The 19,405-nt window shown below is 68.8% G+C and carries 18 protein-coding genes and 1 pseudogene; 10 read left to right on the forward strand and 9 right to left on the reverse strand.

What is annotated here, in order from left to right; all coding sequences use genetic code 11:
• Positions 1 to 69 precede the first annotated feature (69 nt).
• Together HKD39_RS15245 and HKD39_RS15250 are read left to right on the forward strand one after the other, a co-directional pair.
• Entirely contained in the window at positions 70 to 501 is a 432-nt protein-coding gene (locus tag HKD39_RS15245; protein ID WP_171200733.1) for a helix-turn-helix domain-containing protein, read from the forward strand.
• Positions 498 to 842 carry a HepT-like ribonuclease domain-containing protein gene (locus HKD39_RS15250; protein ID WP_171200734.1) on the forward strand — a complete coding sequence of 115 codons (345 nt, stop codon included), beginning with the start codon at positions 498 to 500 and terminating at the stop codon, positions 840 to 842. The genes HKD39_RS15245 and HKD39_RS15250 overlap by 4 nt, the downstream gene beginning before the upstream one ends.
• A gap of 16 nt (positions 843 to 858) precedes the next feature.
• On the opposite strand, the gene HKD39_RS15255 is transcribed toward HKD39_RS15250, so the two are convergent.
• Positions 859 to 2,358 (reverse strand): glycoside hydrolase family 30 protein, encoded by a 1,500-nt coding sequence (locus HKD39_RS15255; protein WP_171200735.1) that lies wholly within the window; start codon positions 2,356 to 2,358, stop codon positions 859 to 861.
• Between the two features lie 115 nt (positions 2,359 to 2,473).
• Positions 2,474 to 3,190, reverse strand: coding sequence for a peptide-methionine (S)-S-oxide reductase MsrA (msrA, locus tag HKD39_RS15260; RefSeq protein ID WP_212754604.1), 717 nt, complete (start codon positions 3,188 to 3,190; stop codon positions 2,474 to 2,476).
• 273 nt (positions 3,191 to 3,463) lie between these two features.
• Between msrA and HKD39_RS15265 the strand changes: the two genes are divergently transcribed.
• The 5 genes from HKD39_RS15265 to HKD39_RS18950 all read left to right on the forward strand — a co-directional run bounded on the left by HKD39_RS15265 (position 3,464) and on the right by HKD39_RS18950 (position 7,031).
• Positions 3,464 to 4,696 (forward strand): inorganic phosphate transporter, encoded by a 1,233-nt coding sequence (locus HKD39_RS15265; protein WP_171200737.1) that lies wholly within the window; start codon positions 3,464 to 3,466, stop codon positions 4,694 to 4,696.
• Positions 4,689 to 4,991: a hypothetical protein gene (locus HKD39_RS15270; RefSeq protein ID WP_171200738.1), complete on the forward strand. Its 303-nt coding sequence runs from the start codon at positions 4,689 to 4,691 to the stop codon at positions 4,989 to 4,991. Before HKD39_RS15265 ends, HKD39_RS15270 begins: the two co-directional genes overlap by 8 nt.
• Positions 4,991 to 5,284 carry a DUF3349 domain-containing protein gene (locus HKD39_RS15275; protein WP_171200739.1) on the forward strand — a complete coding sequence of 98 codons (294 nt, stop codon included), beginning with the start codon at positions 4,991 to 4,993 and terminating at the stop codon, positions 5,282 to 5,284. Before HKD39_RS15270 ends, HKD39_RS15275 begins: the two co-directional genes overlap by 1 nt.
• Positions 5,285 to 5,330: 46 nt before the next feature.
• Entirely contained in the window at positions 5,331 to 6,332 is a 1,002-nt protein-coding gene (locus tag HKD39_RS18945; RefSeq protein ID WP_212754605.1) for a cation:proton antiporter, read from the forward strand.
• 75 nt (positions 6,333 to 6,407) lie between these two features.
• Complete coding sequence (locus tag HKD39_RS18950) at positions 6,408 to 7,031, forward strand: cation:proton antiporter (protein ID WP_212754606.1); 624 nt, start codon at positions 6,408 to 6,410, stop codon at positions 7,029 to 7,031.
• A 79-nt stretch (positions 7,032 to 7,110) separates the two neighbouring features.
• Here the strand turns inward: HKD39_RS18950 and HKD39_RS15285 are convergent, their stop codons facing one another.
• Positions 7,111 to 7,833, reverse strand: a complete 723-nt coding sequence (locus HKD39_RS15285; RefSeq protein WP_171200740.1) for a DUF305 domain-containing protein — start codon at positions 7,831 to 7,833, stop codon at positions 7,111 to 7,113.
• Positions 7,834 to 7,922: 89 nt separating this feature from the next.
• Positions 7,923 to 8,387, reverse strand: coding sequence for a hypothetical protein (locus HKD39_RS15290; protein WP_171200741.1), 465 nt, complete (start codon positions 8,385 to 8,387; stop codon positions 7,923 to 7,925).
• Positions 8,388 to 8,557: 170 nt separating this feature from the next.
• Between HKD39_RS15290 and HKD39_RS15295 the strand changes: the two genes are divergently transcribed.
• The gene (locus HKD39_RS15295; protein ID WP_171200742.1) at positions 8,558 to 9,916 is read left to right on the forward strand and encodes an SAM-dependent methyltransferase; all 1,359 of its coding nucleotides are present in this window, start codon (positions 8,558 to 8,560) and stop codon (positions 9,914 to 9,916) included.
• A 16-nt stretch (positions 9,917 to 9,932) separates the two neighbouring features.
• On the opposite strand, the gene HKD39_RS15300 is transcribed toward HKD39_RS15295, so the two are convergent.
• Positions 9,933 to 11,249, reverse strand: a complete 1,317-nt coding sequence (locus HKD39_RS15300) for a UDP-glucose dehydrogenase family protein (RefSeq protein WP_171200759.1) — start codon at positions 11,247 to 11,249, stop codon at positions 9,933 to 9,935.
• A 101-nt stretch (positions 11,250 to 11,350) separates the two neighbouring features.
• Between HKD39_RS15300 and HKD39_RS15305 the strand changes: the two genes are divergently transcribed.
• Positions 11,351 to 12,313: an aldo/keto reductase gene (locus HKD39_RS15305; protein ID WP_343074737.1), complete on the forward strand. Its 963-nt coding sequence runs from the start codon at positions 11,351 to 11,353 to the stop codon at positions 12,311 to 12,313.
• 7 nt (positions 12,314 to 12,320) lie between these two features.
• Here HKD39_RS15305 and HKD39_RS15310 read toward each other — a convergent pair whose 3' ends face one another.
• From HKD39_RS15310 to HKD39_RS15320, 3 genes are all read right to left on the reverse strand, one after another.
• Positions 12,321 to 14,396: a hypothetical protein gene (locus HKD39_RS15310; RefSeq protein WP_171200743.1), complete on the reverse strand. Its 2,076-nt coding sequence runs from the start codon at positions 14,394 to 14,396 to the stop codon at positions 12,321 to 12,323.
• Between the two features lie 136 nt (positions 14,397 to 14,532).
• Positions 14,533 to 16,176 carry an L-glutamate gamma-semialdehyde dehydrogenase gene (pruA, locus tag HKD39_RS15315; RefSeq protein ID WP_171200761.1) on the reverse strand — a complete coding sequence of 548 codons (1,644 nt, stop codon included), beginning with the start codon at positions 16,174 to 16,176 and terminating at the stop codon, positions 14,533 to 14,535.
• Between the two features lie 148 nt (positions 16,177 to 16,324).
• On the reverse strand, positions 16,325 to 17,269 hold the full coding sequence (locus tag HKD39_RS15320; RefSeq protein ID WP_171200762.1) for a proline dehydrogenase family protein: 945 nt from the start codon (positions 17,267 to 17,269) through the stop codon (positions 16,325 to 16,327).
• A gap of 336 nt (positions 17,270 to 17,605) precedes the next feature.
• On the opposite strand from HKD39_RS15320, the pseudogene HKD39_RS20635 reads away from it, so the two are divergent.
• Positions 17,606 to 17,968 (forward strand): annotated as a pseudogene (locus HKD39_RS20635) (TetR/AcrR family transcriptional regulator); the annotation flags it as partial.
• A 196-nt stretch (positions 17,969 to 18,164) separates the two neighbouring features.
• Here HKD39_RS20635 and HKD39_RS19750 read toward each other — a convergent pair.
• Complete coding sequence (locus HKD39_RS19750; RefSeq protein ID WP_171200744.1) at positions 18,165 to 19,208, reverse strand: EamA family transporter; 1,044 nt, start codon at positions 19,206 to 19,208, stop codon at positions 18,165 to 18,167.
• Positions 19,209 to 19,405 lie beyond the last annotated feature (197 nt).

The raw sequence follows: 19,405 nt of genomic DNA on the forward strand, positions 1-19,405 counted from the left end.
TGATCTCATCCCCTAGCAGATGGGGTCGCGGCCTGGCGACCGCGATATAACTGGCGATATCATCTCTTCATGGATCTGCGGCGGCTCCGGCTGCGCGCTGGGCTGTCCCAGCGTGAACTTGCCGCCCGAACCGGGATCGCCCAGCCGAACATCTCCGCGTATGAATCAGGCCGGCTGACCCCGAGCCCCGCGACAAGAGCGCGGATAGCAGCTGCTACCCGGATGCGACCGTCACGCCTTGCCTTTCGCATGCGGGCGCAGGTCATTGCCGCGGCTGAACGGCACCACGCGACGGCCGTGCGCGTCTTCGGTTCGGCCGGCACGTCGTCCGACACCATCGATTCCGATCTGGATCTTCTGGTGCATTTCACCGATGAGGCGACGCTGTACGATCAAGTCGGCCTGACCGAAGAGCTAGAGCACCTCCTGGGCATCAAGGTGGATGTGATCTCCGACGGTGCCCCCGGAGCCGAGCGAATCCGGAACGCGGTTCTGTTATGAGCAACACCGAGGTCACTGGAATCCTCGTGGACATGCTGCGCTTCGCCGATGAGATCGATGAGTACGTCGTCACTCTCGGCGAGGAGAACTTCTACACCTCACGTCCGACGCAGCTTGTCGCCGAGGCGCTGTTGCACCGGCTCGGCGAAGCGGTCGCGCGACTGGATCGACAGGTTCCTCGGTTCATTGCTTCGCACCCTGAAATCGAGTGGGGGAAGATGAAAGGGATGCGCAACATCGTTGCCCACGAGTACGGATTCATCGACTACCGAATCGTGTGGAGGGCGCTGACCGTTGCGCTTCCCCGCGATGTGAGGGCCATCCGCGCGCTGCTCGAGTAAGGCTGCGCTGGCGCGGTCAGCTGCCGTTGACGCGGGTGCTGGAGTTCAGCACCACCACGGTGGTGACCGAGCCGTCGCGGAATGCGACGGTGGACAGGTTGCCGGCGTTGGTCGAGGCCACCTGAATCGCGCCGGGACGCACGAAGCGGGCGAACTGGCCGAAGAAGTAGAAGTCCTGAGAGCGCTGGAACGAGCCGTCCGGGTTGACGGTCAGCATGCCGCGGCAGGTTTGGCAGGCCTCGTTGGTGTTCAGGTGCGGATCGCCGTCGGCGGTTTGCGCCAGCGACCAGTAGATCGACCCCGTCGATCCGTTCCGCAGCGGCCCGATCAGCAGGTGGGCCACCTCCCAACCCAGGTTGCCCGCCACGTTGGACGACTGGTCGACGAAGCCGGAGCATTCGGTCATCAACGTCGGGACGGCCCTGGTCTGGCCCGGGTAGTCGGTGCCGGCGTAGCAGTGGTAGCCGATCGCATCGACCGTGCCGCTACCGGTCAACGCATCGACATACGTCCGATCGTCCCAATTGTGATCCCAGCCGAGAACGCCGACATCGCCGGGCAGCCGCTGCTGCAGCGCGCCGGCGAGCGCGATCTCGTCGGCCGCGCTCATCAGGGTGGTGGGCATCTGTGTCTTGCAGTTCTGCGGCTCGTTCTGCATCGACACCAGCCACGGCCGGAGCCCGAAACCGCTGTAGGCATCGACGTACCTGCGGAAGTAGTCCGCGTACTCGCCGGCCTTGGCAGCATCGAACTCGTTCTGGGCCGTCGCGCAGTCGTTACCGGTCAACTTGCCGCCGCGCTTGGCCCAGGCCGGTGCCGACCACGGCGTCCCGATCAGCTTGAAGTCGTTGCCCACCTTGCTTTTTGCCTTCTGCAGCATGGCGATCTGCCGGCGATCGCTAGGCTGGGCGGCCACCGAGAAGCTACCCATGGTGTCTTCATAGGTGTGGACGTCGCTGCCGTCAGCCATCAGGTCGCTCGAACCCATCGGCGATCGCGCGATCGTCAACCCGGCCTGCTTGTTTCCGGTGCCGAACAGCGCAGCGATCATCGCACCGGGACGGCGCTGCAGCAGCGCGGCCGCCGAATCCGTCATGGCGCCGCCGAAGCCGTCGATACGCTGATAGGTCTTCGAAACATCGACATTGATGGTCGCCGTCGGCTGCCCGGTGGCGGCGACCCGGTAGCTGTCCATCGCATACCTGAACCCTGCACCGTCGGCGGCGGTCAGCGTGACGCGCGGCTGCTGCCCGTCCCTGATCACGTAGGTGGCGACAGAATCGGCCGGCTGCGTCGTCACGAACGAGCGGCCGCCGCCGGCAATCGTGAACGTCACCGGATTCGGCCCGACATCGGGCATCACGCCGCCGCCTGGCGGCGAGACGGCCTTGGTCTGCGGCGCCGCCGTGATCGCCGGTGGGCCGGCGGCGCCGATCAGCAGCAGGGCTGCCGTCGCCGGCAATGCCAGCGCGCACAGCGAGTTTTTGGGCAGGCGCGGATAGCTGTGCTTCGTCATCAGTCTCGCTCTTCGGGGTAGTCGTGCGAGGCGGAAGGAAAACCGACCGTTGTCCAACCGGGTGGTGCCGACCTAGTGTTGCACCGGAGTCAAGACCCCTGACTCGGCGCCGGCCTCAGCCCTGCTGACCCAGCACCACTTGCTGGCTCGGCACCTGGTCCTGCCGGACGATGCCAACCGGGCACGTCATGCCGTTGGGGCCGTGCATGCAGTAGCCGCCCGGGTTCTTGTCGAGGTACTGCTGGTGGTAGTCCTCGGCGTAGTAGAACGGGCCGGCATCTTCGGCAGCCCGAATCTCGGTGGTCGGATCGCCGTAGCCGTTGTCGTGCAACACCTTCGCGAACGCATCGCGGGCAGCCAGCGCGGCCTGCCGCTGCTCGTCGGTGGTGTAGTAGACGGCCGAGCGGTACTGAGTGCCCACGTCGTTGCCCTGGCGCATGCCCTGGGTCGGGTCGTGGTTCTCCCAGAAAACCTTCAGCAACTGCTCGGCGGAGGTCTTGGCCGGGTCGTAGGCGACCAGCACCACCTCGGCGTGGCCGGTGCGACCGGAGCAGACCTCTTCGTAGCTCGGGTTGGGGGTGTAGCCGCCCTGGTAGCCGACGGCGGTGGCGATGACGCCGGGCTGGCGCCACATGATGCGCTCGGCGCCCCAGAAACAGCCGAACGCCAGATACAGCACCTGGGTGCCTTCCGGCCACGCGGCGGCACCGGGCACGCCCTGCGGAACGGTGGAGCTGCCGAGCACGGTGTGCCGGCCGGATACCGGCATCTGCTGCTCACGGCCGGCCAGCGCACGGTCCGCATCCACCATCTGGCTCTTGTTACCGAACATGCTCATGCATAGTACGAGCGTCGTTCCGGGTCGGACTATTCCCCGATCGGCCGCGCAGCGCCGGTGCGCCGTTGGCCCCGTGCGCCGTTGACCCCGTGCGCCCTTGGCCATGTCGCGAATCCGGGTCCAGTGCGGATCTCGGGCGGAAAATCGCCGCGAAATCAGCACTGGCCGGCGATCGGCGACAACGCAGCGGCCGGACCGCGTGAACATTGAGTAAACGCGGCTCCCCAGCCTCTTCCAAAACCTATCGATCGGCCGCAGACTGTCGAGGTGAGCGCCGAGTTCGTGATCCTGGCCCTTGTGGTGGTCACCGCGCTGGGGTTCGACTTCACCAACGGCTTCCACGACACCGGCAACGCCATGGCAACGTCCATCGCCACCGGGGCGCTGAAGCCCAAGGTTGCCGTCGGGTTGTCCGCGGTGCTGAACCTGGTGGGCGCCTTCCTGTCGGTCGAAGTCGCGTTGACCGTCACCAACGCCGTGATCAAGGTGCAGGGCGCCGACGGTGCCCCGAAACCGGAGTTCCTGGCCGACCAGGGCGTTCCGCTGCTGCTGATCGTGCTGGCCGGGCTGGTCGGCGGCATCGTCTGGAACATGGCGACCTGGCTGCTCGGCCTGCCGTCGTCGTCCAGCCACGCGCTGTTCGGCGGCCTGATCGGCGCCGCCATCGCCGCGCTCGGGTTCGGCGGCGTCAACTGGGTGGGCGACGGCAGCAAGCTCGACGGCGTTGTCGGCAAGGTGATCCTGCCCGCGCTGTTCTCCCCCGTCGTTGCGGGTGTGGTGGCCGGCATCGGCACCTGGCTGATCTTCCGGATCACCGCGGGAGTGGCGCAGCGGTTCCGGGAGACCGGGTTTCGCTGGGGACAGATCGGCTCGGCCTCGCTGGTGTCACTGGCCCACGGCACCAACGACGCCCAGAAGACGATGGGCGTCATCACGCTGGCGCTGATCGCCTCCGGGCACTGGCAGTCCACCACCGGCATCCCGTTCTGGGTGAAGCTGGCGTGTGCGCTGGCCATCGCGGCGGGCACCTACATCGGCGGCTGGCGGGTGATCCGCACCCTCGGCAAGGGCCTGGTGGAGATCAGCTCGCCGCAGGGCATGGCCGCCGAGAGCGCCTCGGCGGCAACCATTCTGGCGTCGAGCCACCTGGGGTTCGCGCTGTCGACCACGCATGTGGCCACCGGCGCGATCCTGGGCAGCGGGGTGGGTAGGCGCGGTGCAACGGTGCGTTGGGGCGTCGCCGGCCGGATGGTCATCGCCTGGCTGATCACGCTGCCGTCGGCGGCGGCGGTCGGCGCGGTGATGTGGTGGATCGGGCACCTGCTCGGTGGGCTGGCCGGCTCGCTGGTGGTGTTCGGGATTCTGGTGGTGTCCGCGGCCGGCATGTACCTGCGTTCGCGCAAGACCGCGGTGCATGCCGGCAACGTCAACAACGAGTGGGACGGCAAGGTCGGCATTCCCGCCACCGGCGAGACCAGCAAGGAGCTGACCCGTGCATAACATCTCGCTCGCCTTGGACGGCGCCTGGAAGGTGCTGCTGGTCTCGCTGGCGCTCGGGGCCGGACTGCCCGCGTTGTTCGCGATCGGCATCAAGGCGATGGCGTTCGGTACCGGAGGCGACGCCGAAACCGACCATGCCGCACCGCATCCGGTCGGCCGGGTGGTGGCAATGGTGTGCTTCGCGGTGGTGGTGGCGGTGGCGCTGCTGGGCATCCTGTTCATCGTCGCCAGCGGCATGGGCAAGGCTCTCAGCTTCGAGCACATCTACCCGACCATCGTCGACAAGGGGCACTGATGGCCGTCGGTTTTCTTGGCAAGGTGGTGGACTGGCTGCGCGAGGGCTACCCCACCGGAATCCCGGCCAAGGACACAATTCCGGTGCTGGCGCTGCTGCGCCGCCGGCTGACCCCGCAGGAGGTTGCCGAGGTCGCGGCCGAGCTGCGGGCGCAGGGGCTGATGGAGCCGGACAGGGCGGATGTGGGCAGCGAGATCACCAAGATCACCGACGAGCTGCCGCATCCGGAAGACCTGCAGCGGGTGTTCGACCACCTGGCGTTCCGCGGTTTTCCCGACCACGGCACCGACTAGCGCCGCACGGGTCGGCGGGAGCGGTTGCAGCTCATAGCATTCAGCTATGCAGTATTTCCTGATCGCCGGTGCCGCCGTGCTGTTGATCGTGCTGGCTTCGTTTTTCTCCCGCCGCACCGGCATTGCCGCCCCACTGCTGTTGGTACTGCTCGGGATCGGCGGCAGCTACCTGCCGGGCGTACCCGATATCACCATCAACCCGGAACTGGTGCTTGCCGGCATTCTTCCTCCGCTGTTGTATGCCAGCGCGGTTCGCCTTCCGGTGATGGATTTTCGCCGCAACGTGAAGATGATCGGCTGGCTGTCCGTTGTGCTGGTGGTGGTCTCCGCGGTGGTGGTCGGTGTGGTGCTGCACGCGCTGTTCCCGCAGATCCCGCTCGGGTTGTGGATCGCGCTGGGAGCCGTGGTCAGCCCGACAGATGCGGTGGCGGCCACCTCGGTCGGCAAACGACTGGGGTTGCCGCATCGGCTGATGACGGTGCTGGAGGGCGAGTCGCTGGTCAACGACGCGTCCGCGCTGGTGGTGCTGCGGACGGCGCTCGCCGCGGTCAGCGGCAGCTTCTCGTTCGGTCGCGCCGTCGGCGAGTTCGCGGTGGCGGTGCTGGTCGCCGTCGTCGTCGGTGTTGTGGTCGGGTATGCCACCTGCTGGTTGCGTTCCAGGCTGGACGATCCGGTGCTGAACAGCACGGTGTCTTTCACGGTCCCGTTCGCCGCGTACTTCCCGGCCGAGGAGCTGCACGCGTCCGGTGTGCTCGCCGCCGTCGTCGCCGGATTGGTCACCGGAACGGTTGGGGCGAGGCGATTCTCGGCGCGGGTGCGGCAGACCGACAACACCAACTGGGCGACGTTGAGCTTTGTCGGGGAAAGTGCGTTGTTCCTGTTGATGGGTCTGCAGCTGCCGGCCCTGGCGCGATCGTTGACCGATGATTCGGTGGGACTGGTGGTCGTCGGGACGGTGGTCACGCTGCTACTGCTCGTCGCGTTGCGTGCGGTGGGGGTGCTGCTGCCGATTCTGAACGAGCGCCGGTTGCCGCAGCGGCAGGCCTAGGCACGGCAGCGGCTGGCCGGCGTCGACCAGCGTCTCGCGCAGGCCGAACCCGCGTCGGACCGACAGCAACGGCGGGTGGACGCGATGCAGCGCCGATTGGCACAGGGCAAGGCCGACTTGGATTTCCGGGAGAACGAGCAGCTGGGCGCGCGGGGTGGACTGGTGATCGCCTGGGCCGGGATGCGCGGCGCCATCACGGTGGCGGCGGCGCAGACCATTCCGGAGGACATGCCGCACCGGTCGACGATCGTGCTGATCGCCTTTCTGGTGGCGGCGGCGACGCTGCCCGGCTTCGGGTCGACACTGCCTGCCGTGATTCGCCGGATGCACTTCACCGGGCCGAGCCGCCAGGAGAAGGGTGAGGAGCTGATGAGCCTGATGCAGTCGGCGGTGCAGTCCGCCGTCGACGAGCTGGGACCGCTCAAGGACCAGACGATCGATGGCAAGCCGATCGACCCGCAGGTGGCCGAGCGGACCCTGCAACGCTTCAAGCCGATGTTCGCGGGTGAACGTGACGACCGGCCCCGGCCATCGTCCGACGCCCGCGACCAGCTGACCGAGCTGCAGCGCCGGTACCTGGACGCCATGCGAGATGCCGTCCTGCAGGAGCAGAGCATCGGCAGCTACCGCACCGACACCTACACCACCGCGCTGGCGCTGCTGGACGCACAGCAGTCACGCCTTGAGGGGTTCCACTGACGTGACGGTCAGCGGCCGTGAGCTCGGGGCGGCGTCGCGACCCCGCCGTGACGAGGCCGCGACGCCGACACCGCGGGCGCTACTGACCGCCGAGCAGTTGCTGCATCGTGGTGATCTCAGTCTGCTGCGCGGACGCGATGTTCCGCGCCAGCGCCTTCACCTGCGGATCGGATCCGTTGGCCAGCACCGCGTTCGACATGTCGATGGCACCCTTGTGGTGGGCGATCATCTGGGTGAGGAACAGCCGGTCGAACTCGGTTCCCTTGGCGGCCTTGAGCTTTGCCATGTCGGCCGAACCCATGCCCGCCATCTCGCCCATGCTGCCGGGAGCCATGCCGGCGTGATTCATGCCGGACATCGGGGCGGAACTGCTTGACGCTGGTACGCCCCACTGCTGCAGCCAGCCCTGCATCTGGCGAATCTCCGGGTCCTGCGCCGCCTTGATCTCGCCGGCGAGCTTCTTGATCTCGGGCGATTCCGCTTGCGCCAGCGCAAGATCAGCCATCTCGATGGCACCTTGGTGGTGCGGAATCATCATGGTGACGAACATGACGTCTGCGTCGTTGTGTTGGCCTGCGGCGGCAGGCGAACTCGACGATGCGGTGGACGATTCCATCATCATGCCGGTGCCAGGAGCTGATCCGGGAGAACCGGCACCTGGGTCGGCGGTGTCGTTGCTGCATGCGCTGAGCACCAATGCGGTGGCAGCGGCGAACACCGCGGCGGTGACGCGGCGCCGGATCGCCGGCTGATCGGGGCCAGCGCGGCGTGATTGTGGTTGAGGGGTATCGATGGTGGACATGTTTTGATTGCTCCTCGATGAAAAGTGGTCTGGGTCTGGGCAGCACGAGGCCGGCACTCGCAGAGCGAGCGCCGGCATCATGGGTCGGCCTATACCCGGATCACACCGAGGCGCAGATGCAGCGCGGTACCAGGCGGTCCGCGCCGATTCCGGCGTATCCACCGCACGCGGCGTAGCGGCGATCCCGTCGCCGGCGCGGAGCGCAGCGCCAGCGCGAGCAGCAGCAGCGTCCCGCCGACGACGAGGAACAGTACGCACGCCGTCATCGCCGCATGATCGGGCGTCGGCGCCGCCGGGTCGGATAGCTCACCGGTGGGTTGCGCAGCTGCCTGGGCGGGCATGGGGTACGCGGGCTCACCGGTGGCGCCGATTGCAGCACCTTGGCGGTGCTGGGCCGCTGGGGCTTCCGATGGCCCCGATGCCACTACCGGCGTGGCGATCGGGGCGGGCATCGTCATCGACGCGGGCATCGTCATCGCGCCGTGGCCGGGCTGGCCACCGGTGCTCAGCACATGCATACCGACGATGCCCGCCGTGACGGCCAGGAGCAGCAACCACCGCAGCAGCGCAGGGCGCGCTGCCGGCGTTGTGGCCTGCTGACGGGCTCCGATCATCAGGCCTGTGAGCTTACGCATTCCGGCCCGACATGCGGTCGCAGACTCTGCCCAGCCCGCACCGGACCCTGACGTGACGAACCTGCGGCCGCAGGACAAAGATGTGTGTCATGGCACTGCTCTCCCCCACGCGGGACCGGGTGATCCCGAGCCCCTCGGCCGGCATCTGGCCGGGTCTGTTCACCCCGCCGACGGCGCCGCTGCACGCGGCGGCGGCGAAGGCGCTGGTCCGGCATGCGGTCAAAAACCTGCCGCTCAGCCTGCAGTTCCCGGACGGTAGCAGTTGGGGAGCCGGCGGCCCGGCGCTGCAAGTACTGCAGCCGCAGAACCTGTTCGCTCGGCTGGGCCGGGACGGGTTGATCGGCCTCGGCGAGGCGTGGATGACGGGCGATGTGACGGCAGGCGGCTGGCTGCCGTCACATCCGGCCGGCCGCAAGAGCCAGCCGGACGATGCCACTTTGATCAACAGGGCCACCGACACTCTGGCGGCAGTGCTCACCATTTTGGCCGCGCACACCCGGTCGCTGATGCCGGCCGCCCTGCAGAAGCTGCGCGCGCTGTGGGAACGGCACACCCCCAGCGAGGAGGAGAACACCCAGACCCAGGCGCAGGAGAACATTCACCGGCATTACGACCTGTCGAACCGGTTGTTCGAGCTGTTCCTCGACCCCACCATGTCGTACAGCTCCGCGTTGTACTCCGAACCGATCCCCAGCCCCAGCGCAGACGACCCGGCCGCGACCAACACCCTTGAGCAGGCCCAGCTCGCCAAGATCGACTCGGTGCTCGACCTGGCCGGGGTGAAAAGTGGCAGCAGCGTGCTGGAGATCGGGTCCGGCTGGGGCGCCCTGGCCATCAGGGCCGCACAGCGCGGCGCAACGGTCACCACCCTCACCCTGTCGGTCGAGCAGCAAGACCTTGCCAGGCAACGCATCTCGCAGGCCGGACTGTCCGACGCCATCGACGTCAGGCTGGAGGACTACCGAGCCCACGCCGCCGGTCACCACGGCGACTACGACGCGGTGGTCAGCGTCGAGATGATCGAGGCCGTCGGCGAGAAGTACTGGCCAGACTATTTCGCGGCGCTGGACCGGGTGCTGCGGCCGGGCGGCAGGGTCGGACTGCAGGCGATCACCATCGGGCACAACGACTTTCTGGCCACCCGCGGCGCCTACACCTGGGTGCACAAGTACATCTTTCCCGGCGGGATCCTGCCATCGCTGCAGGCCATCGACGAGGTGCTGCGCGGCACCCGGCTGCGGGTCGCCCGTTCGGTACGGCTGGGACTGTCGTACGTGCCGACGCTGGCGGCCTGGCGACACACCTTCAACCGCAACCTGCCCGAGATCCACCAGGCCGGCTTCGACGACACCTTCGCCAGGATGTGGAACTTCTACCTGGCCTACTCGCAGGCCGGATTCGCCGCCGAGTACATCGACGACTGGCAGCTGCAGCTGAGCCGGCCCTAGCGGTTAGGCCGAGCCACTAACCCTTGCGGCCCAACGGAACCAGCCGCAGCCCGGCGTCCAGCACCTGCTGCGCGTCCAGCAGGTTGCGGGCATCGACGATCACCGCACCGGGCGCCACCTGCGCCACCCTGGCGATGTCGATGTCGGCGAACTCCGGCCACTCCGTCAGCAGCACCACCACCCGCGCACCCTCCGCCGCGGCATAAGGGTCGGCGGCCACCGGCACCGCGGGGTAGCCGTTCTTCGGCGGCAGATCGGCCTTCACGGTCGGGTCGTAACCGCGCAGCTGGGCCCGCTCGGTGTCCAACCGCAGCGCCACCTCCAGCGCCGGCGAGTCCCGCAGATCGTCGGTGCCGGCCTTGAACGTCAAGCCCCACAACGCGATCGGCACACCGGCCAAGTCACCGCCGGCGGCCTCACGGATGCGGTCGGTGACCCGCTCCTGGGCCTGCTCGTTGGCGATAGTGGTGGCGTCGAGCAGCGGGAACGGCACGCTGTAGTCCAGCGCGATCGCGGCCAGCGCCTTGGTGTCCTTGGGGAAGCAGGAGCCGCCCCAGCCGGGGCCGGCCCGCAGGAACTTCGGGCCGATCCGGTCGTCCAGCCCCATCCCGCCGGCGATCTCGTGGACGTCGGCGCCGACCACCTCGGCCAGCCCGGCGATCGAGTTGATGAACGACAGCTTCATCGCGAGGAAGGCGTTGGAGGCGTACTTGATCAGCTCGCTGGACTCGGCGGAGGTGATCAGCATGGTGACCGGCTTGCCGCTGGAGGTGGTGAGCCCGTCGTACAGCTTCGCCACCGCCTCGGCCGCCGCCCGGTCGTCCGACCCCACCACCACCCGGTCCGGGTTCATGAAGTTCTTGACAGCGGTGCCCTCCTGCAGGAACTCGGGGTTCGACACCACGGCGACGTCGTCCCTGGCGAGAGTGGCGGTGATCTGCTTGGCGGTGCCCACCGGCACCGTCGACTTGGTGACGAGCACGGCGCCGGGATCGAGCAGTGGACCGATCTCGGCGACCACCTGGTGCACGATGCGCAGGTCGGCGCGGCCGTCGCCGCCGTCCGGGGTGGGCAGGCACAGGAAGATGTACTTCGCGCCCTCTGCGGCCTTCTCGGCGCCGTGCACGAACGTCAACCGCCCCGACTCGATGCCCTCCGTCATCAGCTCCTGCAGGCCGTCCTCGAAGATGGGGACCTCGCCGCGCGACATCCGCTCCACCTTGTCGGGGTCGACGTCGCCGCACACCACCTCGTGGCCCAAATGGGCAAGGCAGGTGCCCGAGGTAAGTCCGACGTACCCGGTACCGATGACTGCGATCCGGCCTTCGGCCATAGGTGCTGCTCCCCGTTCTTTGAGGTTCTCGGTCGACATCCCGATTCGGCTGTGTCAAACCTGCGGGAGTAGGGCTGCCGTCGCATCGTACGCTGGCCAGCGTGACTGACTCGCTACGACGATTGGGCAACTCAGGGCTGGCCGTTTCCACTGCCGGCCTTGGTTGCAACAACCTCTCCCGCAAGGGCACCGCCACCGAATCCCTTGACGGTTCCACCGCGGTGGTGCGTGCCGCCATCGACGCCGGCATCACCCTGTTCGACGTCGCCGACATCTACGGGGCTCCCGCCGGTCGCAGTGAAGAATTTCTCGGCAAGGCCCTCGGCGGCGACCGAGACAAGGTGGTGATCGCCACCAAGTTCGGGATGGACGCCCGCGGCGCCAACGGCCCGGATTTCGGTGCCCGCGGCTCGCGCCGCTACCTCCAGCAGGCCGTTGAGCACTCGCTGCGCCGGCTCGGCACCGACTGGATCGACCTGTACCAGATGCATCAGCCCGACCCGGACACCCCGATCGACGAAACCCTTTCCGCCCTCGACGATCTGGTGCGCGCCGGCAAGGTGCGCTACCTGGGCTCGTCGAACTTCTCCGGCTGGCAGCTGGCCGACGCCGCCTGGACCGCGCAGGCCAATTCCCGCACGCCGTTCATCTCGGCGCAGAACGAGTACTCGATGCTGCAGCGCGATGTCGAGGCTGAGGTGATCGCCGCGGCCGAGGCCTTCGGCATCGGCATTCTGCCGTTCTTCCCGCTGGCGAACGGGCTGCTCACCGGCAAGTACACCCGGGACAACGCACCGGCGGACGGCCGCATCACCAAACTCAAGCCGGCACTGCTGGAGTCGGCGCCGTGGGAGGTGCTGGAAGCACTGCAACGGTTCTGCGACGAGCGCGGCATCACCATGGTGCAACTGGCGTTCGGTTGGTTGCTGGCGCAACCGCAGGTGGCGAGTGTGATCGCCGGCGCCACCACGCCCGAGCAGGTGCACGCCAATGCCGAGGCGGCCACAGCATGGGAGCCGACCGACGCTGATCTGGCCGCGCTCGACGAGATCCTGCCAGGCTGAGCGCCGGTCAGCTCCGCAGCGGCAGCACGGTGCCGTCCGGCTGCAGCGTGCCCATCCAGATGTCGGTGCGCTGGTCGATGGTGGACTGCGGCACCTTGGTGAGCCACTGCGCCCACATCTGATGGCTCTCGGAGTCGTCGGGCTCGGACGGCATCGTCCCTGGGGCCCAAGGGATTTCGCCGGCGTGGAAGCCGACGACGACGATGGATCCCGGGTCGCCCCAGCTTTCCGCAACGGCCGCAAGGGTTGTCCGGGTCGGCCGCGGGACACCAAGCGCGGACACTCCGCACGCCTCCTGCGCGGTCGGCAGGAAGAACCCGAACGACGGGTTGCTGCCGACCACCAGCGTGCGGCGTCCGTCGATCACCTGGCACACCCGCTCGACGAACGGCTGCTGCCCTGCCCCCTCCCGAGCGGTGAACAACGGACCCCAGGTGAACGCGGGGTACAGCGACACCAGCAGCGCGGCGGCAGCCACCAGCCCGGCCCAGGCCGCGCGCGCCGTCGTCCCGCCGGTGCTGACCGTCCGTCCCGGCCGTGCCCGGCGGGCCCGGTAGGCGCGCAGCCAGGCCGGCACCGTCACCGCCAGCTGCCTGGCGGCGAACGCCGCGGCCACCAGCAGCCCGGGGGCGATCACCGGCAGCATCCGCCGGAACGCCCACACCTGATCCGGGGTGACGGCCGCCCAGTTCAGGTACACCGCCGCGGAAACCACGGCAGGGCCGAGGGCGGCCAGCGGTGCCGGGTCCCTGCGGCGCAGGCAGCGGTACACCAACCAGACGATGCCGATACCGCCGAGCGCCACCAGCGCCCAGCCGAAGTACCAGGCGTGCGAGGTGACCGTGTACTCGTCGTACGAGCGCTCCGGGTCGACCGGCAAACCCTCGTAGGCCTGCCGATTCCGTACCGCTGACAGGGTTTTCGGGTCGGTCAGCCGACTCACCAGCCACAGCGGACGGCTGGCCAGCAGCACCAGGATGACGCCCGTCAGCACCGCGATGGTGGCCGCGAAACCCGTCCGGTGTCTGGCCGCGTAACCGGCGAACGGGCCGGTGACGCCGGGCCGCAGCAGCCACAGCCCCAACCCGACCAGCACGGCGGTGCCGCCGATCAGCGGCAGCGTCTGCTTGGTGACGTCGCCGAAGTAGTTGGGGCTGTTGATCCAGGTCTCCGCCACCCCGAGCAGCGCGGTGATCAGGCTGCCCCAGACGAACATCAGCAGCATCCGGCGCACCTCGGCGCGGCGCTGCCGGTGTCCGTCGCCGCTGGCGAAGATGCCGGTGAGCGCGAGCGCCACCACCCCGCCGGCCACCACCAGCCAGCCGTCGATGCGGGTGATCACCGTGGCCCCGGCGAACAGGCCCGCCAGCAGCGCCAGCCGCGCGTCGCGCCGCCGGGCCGCGCAGTACAGCGCCGCCATGGCCGCGCTGGCCAGCAACAGACAGGACGGTTCGGTGTACGGGATCCGACCGAACGCGGCCAGCGGGATCGCGGTCGCCACCGCCACCACCGGCAGCAGCCCCCAGAGCGGGCCGACCATTCTGCGGGCCAGCGCATACAGCCCGATCAGCGCCAGCCCGGCCACCGCCACCAGCGCGTACAGTGCGCCGGCCGGGCCGAAGAACCAGCCAAGCAGCCCGATCAGCGCCGGTACCAGGCCCGGCCCCTGCACCCGCACCAGCGAGGTGGACGGGCGCCCGCTCCAGTCGGTGACGACGCCGGGCACCTCCAGCGCGGTCCGCAACGCGTCCGGCGTCACCGCGATGTTCTTGGACGGGTGGTCGATCAGGTAGAGCCCGGCGAGCGTGTACTGGCCGGGATCGCGCACCACGCCCATGGCCTGGCCGGCCAGCGGCATGTTGATGGCCGTCCAGGCGACCGCGATCAGCACCGCGAGGGTGACACCGAGCAGCTGCCCGCGGCTCACCAGCGGCACCGGCAGAATCAGCCGGCGGCTGGCCACCACCGCCACCACGATGCCGGGCAGCACCAGCCACCAGCGGAACTGCTGGGTGATCAGCGCCAGCGTCAGCACCACCACCACGGCCAGAAAGCCGGTGCAGAGCCGGTCCGGAAAGCTCACCCACCAGGCCGCGGGGCCGTGCTGCGCCGGTGTTGGCCGCGCGGCTCCCGCCGCCCGAGCGGGCCTGGCTGACCCAGCGGGCCTGGCCGGCCGTCGCGGCGCCGCCGCTGGTGAGGGGGCTGCCGGGTCGGCAGGGTCAGAGTTGGTGCGGGTACCCGACGCTGGTCGGCGCAACGAAGGTCTCCTTGATCGACCGCGGCGATGTCCAACGCATCAGGTTAGCGGCCGACCCGGCCTTGTCGTTGGTGCCGGAGGCCCTGGCTCCGCCGAACGGCTGCTGCCCGACCACCGCACCGGTGGGCTTGTCGTTGATGTAGAAGTTTCCTGCGGTGAACCGCAATGCCTGTGCCGCTTGGGCTATGGCGGCGCGGTCCCGCGCGATGATCGACCCGGTCAATGCGTACGGCGATGCCTGGTCGGCCAGCGTCAGCACATCGGCGAAGCCGCGTGCGCTGTCGGCGGTGTCGTCGTAGACGTAGACCGACAGCAACGGGCCGAAGTACTCCTCGCAGAACACCGCGTCGCTCGGGTCGGTCGACTGCAGCAACGTCGGCCGGACGAAGTAGCCGACGGAATCGTCGTAGCTGCCGCCGGCCAGCATCTCGATGCTGTCGGTGGCCTTGGCCCTGTCGATGGCGCCGGACAGTTTGGCGAACGCGCGGTCGTCGATCACCGCTGAGGTGAAGTTGCTGAAATCTTCAACGTCGCCGACGCTGAGTCCCTCGACCTCGGCGATCAGCTGGTCTTTGAAGTCGGTGTCCCACAGCGACTTCGGCAGGTACGCGCGGGATGCCGCGCTGCATTTCTGGCCCGAGTACTCGAAGGCACCACGAGCCAGCGCCACCCGCAGCACCTCGGGGTCGGCCGACGGGTGGGCCACGACGAAGTCTTTGCCGCCGGTCTCGCCGACCACCCGCGGGTAGCTGCGGTAGTCGGCGATGTTGCCACCGACGGTGGTCCACAAGCTCTGGAAAGTCTTGGTGGAGCCGGTGAAATGGATGCCGGCAAGATCGCGGTGATCCAGCAGCACCTCGGAGATCTCCGGGCCGCGGCCGGGCAGCATGTTGATGACGCCGGCCGGCATGCCCGCCTCGATCAGCAGGTCCATGGTGAGCGACGCGGCCAGTTGCTGCGTCTGCGACGGCTTCCACACCACCACGTTGCCCATCAGCGCAGGCGCGGTCGGCAGGTTGCCGGCGATCGCGGTGAAGTTGAACGGGGTGATCGCGTAGACGAACCCCTCCAGCGGCCGGTGGTCGGTGCGGTTCCACACCCCAGCGGAATTGGCGATCGGCTGCTCCGCGAGCACCTGTCGGGCGAAGTGCACGTTGAAGCGCCAGAAGTCGGCGAGCTCGCAGGCCGAGTCGATCTCGGCCTGCTGCACGGTCTTTGCCTGGCCCAACATGGTGGCGGCGTTGATGCGGGCGCGCCACGGGCCGGACAGCAGGTCGGCGGCGCGGAGCAGGATGGACGCCCTGTCGTCGAAGGAGAGCGCACGCCAGCCGGGCGCCGCGGCGGCCGCGGCCTCGACGGCCGCGACGGCGTCGGGCTGGGTGGCGGTGGCGCTGCGGCCGAGCACCCGGGCCTTGTCGTGCGGGGCGGTGACGTCGAAGGCGGCGCCGGACGGCTGTCGGCGCTCACCGCCGATGACGGCGGGCAGCTCGCGCGGATCGCTGAACTCCTTCAGCGCCCCTTGCAGTTCTTTCCGCTCCGCGGTGCCGGGGGCGTAGGTGAGGACCGGCTCGTTGACCGGGGCCGGCGGGGTGGTGACGGCGTCGATGGTGCTCATGGCTGCTCCCTCGGGTGGGCGGGTGGCGCGATGCGCTGGTTTTGACAGTGGCGGTTGGTGGCGAGTGACGGTTGTTGGCGAGTGGTGGTCGGTGGCGAGTGCGGTGGGCACGTGGGGTTGGCGGCGCGAGTCCGGCCGGCTATTTCTTGGTGCCGAACGACCGCAGGAAGAACATCAGGTTGGCCGGGCGCTCGGCGAGCCGCCGGGTGAAGTAGCCGTACCAGTCTTGTCCGTACGGCACGTACACCCGCACGGTGTGGCCGGCAGCCACCAGGCGCTGCTGCTCGGCCGGCCGAATCCCGTACAGCATCTGGTATTCCCAGCTGTTCTTGCTGCGGCCGGCATCGGCGGCGAGCCGGTCGGCGATGGCGATCATCGTCGGGTCGTGGCTGCCGACCATCGGGTAACCCTGGCCATTCATCAGCGTCTTCAGCGCCCGCACGTACGCCAGGTCGACCTGCTGCGGGTCGGTGTGGGCCACCGAGTCCGGCTCGTTGTAGGCGCCCTTCACCAACCGCACCCGCGAGCCCGGCCCGGTGAGCTCGACCAGGTCTTTCGGGGTACGCAGCAGCATCGCCTGGATGGCGATGCCGACGTCGGGAAAGTCGGATCGCAACTGTGCCAACGTGTTGAGTGTGGCATCGACGGTGCGGTGATCCTCCATGTCGAGGTGCACCCTGGCGCCGGCGGCATAGGCCGCCTCGGCGATCCGGCGGGCGTTGCCGGTGGCGTAATCGGCGCCGGACTGGCCGCCCGGGCCGGCGGCCAGGGCCTGGCCAAGGGCGGACAGCTTGATCGAGAACTCGCTGCCGGCAACAACATCGGCCTGCTGCATGGCGTCCAACAGCTCGAGATATCCGGCGGTGGTGGCCTCGGCCTGGGCGATGGTGGTGGTGTCTTCGCCGAGAAAGTCCGCGGTCACCGCCAACCCGTCGTGCTGCAGCCGGGTGACGACGTCGATCATCTCGGGGACGGTCTCGCCGGCGACGAACCTGGCGACGACATCGCGGGTGACGGGCAGCCGCGACACCAGCTCGCGCACGGAGTTGCTGGCGGAGAGCGCCAGGATCGGTTTGCGCAGCAGGTACACGGACTTCCTCGTCTCTGTGCTCGTCGGCTCTGTGCTCGTCGGCTCTGTGCTCGTGGCGGTCTAGGTACTCGTCGCGCGCTCGGTACTTGTCGCGCGGAGCGGCTAATCGGGCGGCTGTACGATTAGCCCAGGCTAGCACCTCGTTCGGCTACCCACCCTTCAGGAACGGAGCAGCAGGTGGCACGCAGCAGCGGTTCGGATGCCGGCGGCGCGGCAAACGGCAGGCCCGCCGCCGGCGCTGCCACCGCTCGGCAGGCATCCACCCGCGATGCCGGCAGTGCTGCCGCCGCGTCGGTGACCCGGCGGCAGCCGCGGGAGGTTCGCCGACGGATGCTGGTACAGGCGGCCAGGCAGGTGATCGCCGAGCGCGGCCTGCACGCCACAACACTGCGCGACGTCGCGGCCGCCGGTGAGGTCGCCGTCGGCACCGTCACCTACCACTTCTCCGGCATCGCCGAGGTGCTGGCCGAGGTGCTGCGGGCCGAGATGCGCGACTACTCCGAGCCGATCATGGCGTCGGCAGCCGCAGCGCCGGAAGGACGAGAAGCCTTGCGGCACATGGTTTCCGGTCTGCTGGCCGACGGCCGGCGGGCTCGCGACCACTGGCGGTTGTGGCTGGACTTCTGGGCATTGAGTGTGCACGAGAGCGCCTATGCGCAGTGGCAGCGGGAGATCTACGCCCAGCTCCACGCGCTGGTGCAGCGTGGCTATCTGGCCGGCTATGCCGACGGGTCGCTGCCGTGCCCCGCCGGGGTGACGCCGGCCGCGGCGGGTGCCGACTCCGGACGCGCCACCGCCGCGGCTGACGCGGCTGCCCGCGAGGCTGCGGTGCGCTTCGTCGCGCTGATGGACGGACTGGTGGTGCAGTGCTACCTGCCGCAGGCGGTGATCAGTCCGGCGACCGCGCGGGAGCTGCTGCTGACGGCACTGTTTCCGCCGAGCCGTCCGTCGCTCCCGGCGAGCCGTCCACCGGAGCCGTCGCGCCCGGCGCCGACGGGCGTTCCGGGCGGCCCGACCGATCGCGCCTGAATCCGGGCAGCGGCCCTCGAGCGCGGAAGCCCCGCAATCTGCTGAATGCGCCGGATCCGAGGGCGACGCCGAGCACCACCACCGCGCAGCCGATCAGCTCGGTAGCGGAGAGCGTCTCGCCGAGCACCAGCCAGGCCGAGCTGAGCCCCACCACCGGCACCAGCATGGAAAACGGGGCCACCCTGGCCGCCGGATACGCCGAGAGCAGCATGGTCCACAGCCCGCTGCCGAGAACGGTGCCGAGCAACACGGTGTAGGCCAGCCCGGCCAGTGCCCAGACGCCGGTGCTGCTGCCCAGCCCGGTGAACGAGCGGCCGATTGCCGCCGGCCCTTCGACCATCAGCGATACCGCCAGCATCGGCACCGGTGGCACCACCGACATCCACAGCGTCAGCTGCAGCGGTTTGGCCGGCTTGGCGAGCCGGCTGGAGAGGTTGCCGAACGCCCACCCGAGTCCGCCGCACAGGGTCAGCAGGAACGGCCCGAGAGCGGCCGCCCCGAACTGCTGCCAGCCCACCACCGCGAGACCGGCGGCCGCCAGCAGGATGCCGAGAATCTGTTCGCGGGCGAGCTTCTCGTGCAGCAGGGTGGCGCCGAGCAGCACGGTGAACGGGGCGGACGACTGCAACACCAGCGATGCCAATCCGGTGGGCATCCCGGAAGACATGGCCCAGTACAGGAACAGGAACTGCAGGGTGCCGAACCCGAGGCCGTAGCCGAGCAGGTAGCGCACCGGCACCCGCGGCCATGGCACCAGCAGCATGGTAGGGATGGCGATGATGGTGAACCGCAGCGCTACCAGAAAGAACGGCGGGAACTGTTGCAGGGATGCGTGAATGGCAAGAAAGTTGACGCCCCAGAGCACGGCGACAGCCAGCCCGAGCAGTCGGTCGCGAGAGGTCACCGAATCAGTCAAGCGCCGAATCGGTGATTAGGACAACTGAAAGTTTCTTGTAGTTCTGATTAGGCTGCTTTCATGGCTCTTCACAATGGAGGGTGTAGCGCAGGTCTGATCGGCTGAGCCGGGGACCGGTTGCGGGTGGGTGTCGAGGTCTTCCGCATGATGGGGGTTCTCACACCGGCCCACCTGGAAGACCTCGA

The sequence above is a fragment of the Nakamurella aerolata genome, assembly GCF_013002705.1.
Taxonomy (GTDB): domain Bacteria; phylum Actinomycetota; class Actinomycetes; order Mycobacteriales; family Nakamurellaceae; genus Nakamurella; species Nakamurella aerolata.

Coding starts and splice junctions, on each gene's coding strand:
- HKD39_RS15245 (WP_171200733.1), top strand. CDS start 70: ATGGATCTGCGGCGGCTCCGGCTGCGCGCTGGGCTGTCCCAGCGTGAA.
- HKD39_RS15250 (WP_171200734.1), top strand. CDS start 498: ATGAGCAACACCGAGGTCACTGGAATCCTCGTGGACATGCTGCGCTTC.
- HKD39_RS15255 (WP_171200735.1), bottom strand. CDS start 2,358: ATGACGAAGCACAGCTATCCGCGCCTGCCCAAAAACTCGCTGTGCGCG.
- msrA (WP_212754604.1), bottom strand. CDS start 3,190: ATGTTCGGTAACAAGAGCCAGATGGTGGATGCGGACCGTGCGCTGGCC.
- HKD39_RS15275 (WP_171200739.1), top strand. CDS start 4,991: ATGGCCGTCGGTTTTCTTGGCAAGGTGGTGGACTGGCTGCGCGAGGGC.
- HKD39_RS18945 (WP_212754605.1), top strand. CDS start 5,331: ATGCAGTATTTCCTGATCGCCGGTGCCGCCGTGCTGTTGATCGTGCTG.
- HKD39_RS15285 (WP_171200740.1), bottom strand. CDS start 7,833: ATGTCCACCATCGATACCCCTCAACCACAATCACGCCGCGCTGGCCCC.
- HKD39_RS15295 (WP_171200742.1), top strand. CDS start 8,558: ATGGCACTGCTCTCCCCCACGCGGGACCGGGTGATCCCGAGCCCCTCG.
- HKD39_RS15300 (WP_171200759.1), bottom strand. CDS start 11,249: ATGGCCGAAGGCCGGATCGCAGTCATCGGTACCGGGTACGTCGGACTT.